We start from the raw sequence: 4,004 nt of genomic DNA on the forward strand, positions 1-4,004 counted from the left end.
GGATGCCGCGCTCCGGGGCGCCAAGGGCGTCGAAGGGAGTCTCACCGTCGGCATCCTTCCGGGCCGCAACCCGGACGGGGCATCACCCTTTGCCGACGTCGTGATCGCGACGGGCATGGGCGAGGCGCGAAATGCGATCAACGTTCTCTCGAGCGACGTCGTCGTGGCGTGTGGCGAGGGGGGCGCCGGCACCGCCTCGGAAGCCGCGCTCGCGCTGAAAGCCGGGAAGCCCCTCGTCCTGCTCGCCCCGTCGTCCGAGGCGGCGGCCTTCTTCTCGAAGATCGGCGGCGCACCCGCAGCGGAATCCGCGAGGGAGGCCCTGGGCCTGGCCGAGAAGGCCAGGCGGCGTCCGACGACGCGGAACGAGGCATGACGGTCTTCACCCGCGCGATCCTGCGCACGCCGTCCTCCAATTTCGCCGACGGTCTGACGACCGCCGAGCTCGGCGCACCCGACGTCGAGACCGCCCTCACCCAGCACCGCGAATACGCGCGGGCGCTCGAGCGCTGCGGACTCGCCCTGACGATCCTTCCGCCGGATCCGCGCTTCCCCGATTCCTGCTTCGTCGAGGACACGGCCGTCCTCTGCGGCTCGACCGCGATCGTCACCCGCCCGGGAGCGGCGAGTCGGACGGGGGAGGTGGAGGAGATGCGCGGCCGCCTCGCGGAGCTCTTCCCGTCCGTGCGCGCGATCGAGCCCCCCGGAACGCTCGACGGCGGCGACGTCTGCGAAGCGGACAGCCGATTCTTCATCGGCGTCTCCGAGCGGACGAACGAGGCCGGCGCCCGCCAGCTCGCGAACTTCCTCGACGCGGAAGGAAAATCGGCGACGCTCGTCGACATCCGGGACACGCCCGGGATCCTCCATCTGAAGAGCGGCGTCACGTCGATCGGCGACGGCCGGCTCGTCGCGATCGGGGCGCTCGCGGAAAACGCGGCGTTTTCCGACTTCCAGGTGCTGACCGTCGCTTCCGGCGAGGAATACGCGGCCAACTGCGTTCGCGTCAACGACCACGTTCTCGTCGCGGCGGGATTTCCGCGCCTCGAATCGTCGCTCGAGAGTCTCGGCTATCCCGTCACGACCGTCCCGATGTCCGAGTTCCGCAAGATGGACGGCGGCCTCTCCTGTCTGTCGCTGCGGTTCTGACGAGCCGCTGCCCGCCGGTCTCGAGTCGAGGCTCTTCGCCTGGATTTCCCCCCGATTTCGAGTCGCAACTCTTGGACTCGCAAACTCGCGACTGGCCGCACCGCGGCCTTCCGATTCAATTGCATCAGCCCGCCATGCGACCGGGCCGATACCATCGCGGCATGGCAAACGGACTGCCGGACGTTCTCCGCCTCGGCGTGGCGGAGATGGACACCGAGCACCTCCTGCAGGTGCAGATCCTGTCCGTCATGCTCGAGGCCTTCGCCGACGACGACTGGCCGCGCGCGAGCGACCTGATCCGGCAGCTGCAGGACGTCACGGAAGCGCACTTCGTCGCCGAGCAGCTCCTCATGCGCCTCCACGCCTACCCGGGATACGCGGTCCACGAGCGCGAGCACGACCAGCTCATCGACGAGCTCCGGAGCCTCGAGGAGTCGATCGTTTCCGGCGACACGGGGCTCCCCGCGGCGGCTCGCTCGTTCGAGCTCTGGCTCCTCCACCACATCCACACCGCGGACAAAGCCTTCGCCCTCTTCCTCTTGGATCGCCCTTCCGGTTCCGGCACCCCGGTCTCATAAAGCCCGCGCAGGGGGCCCGCTGCCCGATATTGCCTCAGGCGTAAAAAAGGCGTATATGGTCCTTTGCGAATGGCGAGCGATGAGTTCGCGAGCCACGAGTGCGATGTCGACGATCCGACAACGGAGGGACCGATCGCGCGAGAATTCACCCTGCGGGATCAGCTTCGGCGGGCGTCCATCTCGGTCGTCTCCAATATCGCCGAGGGGTCTGAGCGCGGGGCGACCGCGAATTGAGACGTTTTCTGTCGATCGCGAAGGGATCCGCGGGCGAGATCAGAGCCCAGCTGTACGTCGCCCTGGACGCAGGACTGATCGCCCAGACGGATTTTGAACGACTCTCTTCGCTCACTTCGGAAACGAGCCGACTGATCGGCGGATTCATGAAGTATCTGGATCGGCGCGGTGAATGACCGACCCCATCTGCCGTGTCCGGAGTCCGGGCTCATTCGAGTCGCAGATTCCCGGCTGGCCGGCCTCGACCCTGATGCGGCGTCCGGACCTTCGACTTTCGACTCGCGACTCGCAGACTCGCGACGGAAGCTCAGGCTTCTCGACGCCGTCCGTTTCCGGGTTCGCGCCCGGCACTACTCGCTCCGTACGGAGGAGGCTTACGTCGGCTGGATCCGGCGATTCGTCGTCTTCCACGGCAAGCGGCATCCGCGAGACCTCGGCGAGCCGGAGATCAATGCCTTCCTGACCCATCTCGCGGTGCAGGAGCGCGTGGCGGCTTCCACCCAGAGCCAGGCGCTGGCGGCTCTCCTTTTTCTCTATCGGCACGTTCTCGAGATCCCGTTTCCGAGGCTCGAATCGCTGATCCGCGCGAAGCGGCCGCGGCGGCTGCCCGTCGTTCTGACGAGAGAAGAAGTCCGCACGGTTCTCGATCGTCTCGACGGCGCCCCGAAGCTCGTCGCGACGTTGCTGTACGGCGGCGGTTTGCGCCTGCTCGAAGCGCTGCGGCTGCGCGTCAAGGACGTCGACTTCGCCCGGGCGCAGATCACGGTCCGGGACGGCAAGGGAAGGAAGGACCGCGTCACGATGCTGCCGAGCGCCATCCGCGAGTCTCTTCTCACCCACCTCGCCACGGTGCGCGAGCTCCACCGGGCGGATCTGGCGGTCGGGTTCGGCGCGGTGCTCATGCCGGACGCGCTCGATCGGAAGTACCCGGGCGCGGCGAAGGAATGGGGATGGCAGTGGGTCTTCCCGGCTGCTTCCCTCGGGCAGGATCCGCGCTCACGCGAGCTTCGCCGGCACCACCTGCACGAGAGCGTCATCCAGAAAGCGGTGAAACAGGCGGTCCGCGCCGGCGGGATCGACAAGCCGGCCTCCTGCCACACTCTGCGCCACTCCTTCGCGACCCACCTGCTCGAAAGCGGCTACGACATCCGAACGATCCAGGACCTGCTCGGGCACAAGGATGTCTCGACGACGATGATCTACACCCATGTTCTCAACCGCGGCGGCGTCCGGGGCGTCAGGAGCCCGGCAGACGTGCTTTGAAGGGCGAGTCTTGTCCCCGTTCTTGGTGCGGCGCGATGAAAGAGGTGTGGAAAAGAAGGCGATGCCTTTTTGTCGCGATCTGCGCCGCGAAAAAACGGTGTTAGCCCGCCGGATTTTGGCCCCCGTCGGGATCCAAAGCCGGATGGGAATCGTTCCGCATGAACAGGTTGGGCGTAAAATGCGAAGACAATGAACTGCCAATTCGGCATCTTGCCGCCGCGTTTGTCGAAAACGCTTAGTACGTCTAATTACATGTTATGCGGCCCCGAGGAACGATGACCGCGAAGGCATCGCCGAACCGCGTGCTTCTGCCCGGCGCGATTGGCTTCTATCTCCTGTTCATTGTCCTGACCTACGCCGGTGCGGGGAGGTGGGGGTTCTGGTTCGCGGTGGCATGGCCCTACTCCTTTCTTCTCGCGCTCCAGAAGTTCATCGGTGGCCCGGGAGAAGCGGGTTTCGTATTTGCGTGGGTGCTCGGCTTCGTGGCCGTGGCAATGTTCGCAAGGCAGCTCCAGAGAGTTTCGATCTTCGCCCGGCGGCCCGCCCTTGCTCTCGGTGCCTCGGCGGTGGCGTGGTACGTGCCGCTTGGAATCCTTACCATCGTGGCACTGGGAATCGCTCGCCTCTTCGGGTGGCCTTATGGCGAGTAATTCATTGTCGCTCGGTCCGCATAACATCGGCTTGCAGCGGACAGGCGATTGCGCGCCTGCCGCTGAACTCAAGTCGTTATGCGGCCCCGAGGAACGATGACCGCGAAGGCATCGCCGAACCGCGTGCTTCTGC

General features: G+C 66.1%; 5 protein-coding genes and 1 pseudogene. All 6 read left to right on the plus strand.

The features are described from left to right. Positions 1-373, plus strand: a 373-nt coding sequence (locus VFS34_05655; protein ID HET9793930.1) for a cytochrome, incomplete at its 5' end; no start/stop codon positions are given. Beyond that, a complete protein-coding gene (locus VFS34_05660) occupies positions 370-1,146 on the plus strand; it encodes a N(G),N(G)-dimethylarginine dimethylaminohydrolase (GenBank protein HET9793931.1) in 777 nt (258 codons plus the stop codon). The genes VFS34_05655 and VFS34_05660, both read left to right, overlap by 4 nt. Before the next feature lie 161 nt (positions 1,147-1,307). Beyond that, a complete protein-coding gene (locus VFS34_05665; GenBank protein HET9793932.1) occupies positions 1,308-1,724 on the plus strand; it encodes a hemerythrin family protein in 417 nt (138 codons plus the stop codon). Between the two features lie 69 nt (positions 1,725-1,793). Continuing rightward, positions 1,794-2,134: pseudogene (locus VFS34_05670) on the plus strand (four helix bundle protein). Further along, entirely contained in the window at positions 2,127-3,221 is a 1,095-nt protein-coding gene (locus VFS34_05675) for an integron integrase (GenBank protein HET9793933.1), read from the plus strand. The pseudogene VFS34_05670 and the gene VFS34_05675 overlap by 8 nt, the downstream one beginning before the upstream one ends. 275 nt (positions 3,222-3,496) lie before the next feature. Continuing rightward, the gene (locus tag VFS34_05680; GenBank protein HET9793934.1) at positions 3,497-3,871 is read left to right on the plus strand and encodes a hypothetical protein; all 375 of its coding nucleotides are present in this window, start codon (positions 3,497-3,499) and stop codon (positions 3,869-3,871) included. Positions 3,872-4,004: the final 133 nt, after the last annotated feature.

It is taken from the genome of Thermoanaerobaculia bacterium (genome assembly GCA_035717485.1).
Lineage (GTDB): Bacteria > Acidobacteriota > Thermoanaerobaculia > UBA5066 > DATFVB01 > DATFVB01.